At 33.8% G+C, this 777-nt stretch carries 1 protein-coding gene; it reads right to left on the bottom strand.

Annotated features, from left to right (window positions below):
* Positions 1 to 528: 528 nt before the first annotated feature.
* Positions 529 to 777, bottom strand: a 249-nt coding sequence (locus ACFINY_RS09820) for a YadA-like family protein (RefSeq protein ID WP_375651484.1), incomplete at its 5' end; no start/stop codon positions are given.

The following is a 777-nucleotide window of genomic DNA, read 5'->3' on the forward strand; positions in this document are numbered from 1 at the left end:
TTACTATAAAATCCTTTGTACTAGGTTTTAGTATGTATTTTCCTAATTATAGACTTTATTTTTATTAGAAAGCATGGTTTTATTAATAATAAGTAAAGTAAAAAGAAATTGTAATATGTCCGGAATATATTCTTCTTTGGATAACTGGCTTTTTAGTTGGATTTTTTCTTTTTAATATATCATATAATGATATATGCGTGGTCCCGTGATGTACCTTTTATCTTTACGCACTACTTATCCCCCTTTGAATTATTTTATCAAAATGAGTCTTACTAATATACATTTTCATACAGCTATAGGCTGTTCAAGAAAATAGCAACATAAAAATATAGCTTTTTAGCAATATGGATTCTACTGTGATCTTTTTTCAACAAAATATAGAAAAATCTTCTATAAAACCTCACAGTTTATAGCCTCATCAAATATTATGCTTATCTCTAGATAAATACTGTGCGTCTGTAAAAAAAAATATCCACCTTTATTTCAATAAATAAGGGTGGATGTTTTGTTCTATTTTCGTTGTTCGTATTATTTTATTTTCAGAGTGATTGCACCACCTATGCCCCAATGACCACCAGCACTCGTGGCAGAGAGATTAGAGCGGATTTTTCCGTTTTCAGATGTATAACCAGCACCAAGAGCAAATGCGGATTGTCCACGCCATGCGCCGCTACCAAATGAGACACTCAAAGATCCCGGCTCGTCAAAGTAACGTAGGTTGGATACTGCTAGACCAACGGCGGCTGCTTGCCTTGCCTCTTTCCGTACGCTCTTAAT

Origin of the sequence: Bartonella sp. AA23NXGY, assembly GCF_042197165.1 — a bacterium.
Classification (GTDB): Bacteria; Pseudomonadota; Alphaproteobacteria; order Rhizobiales; family Rhizobiaceae; genus Bartonella.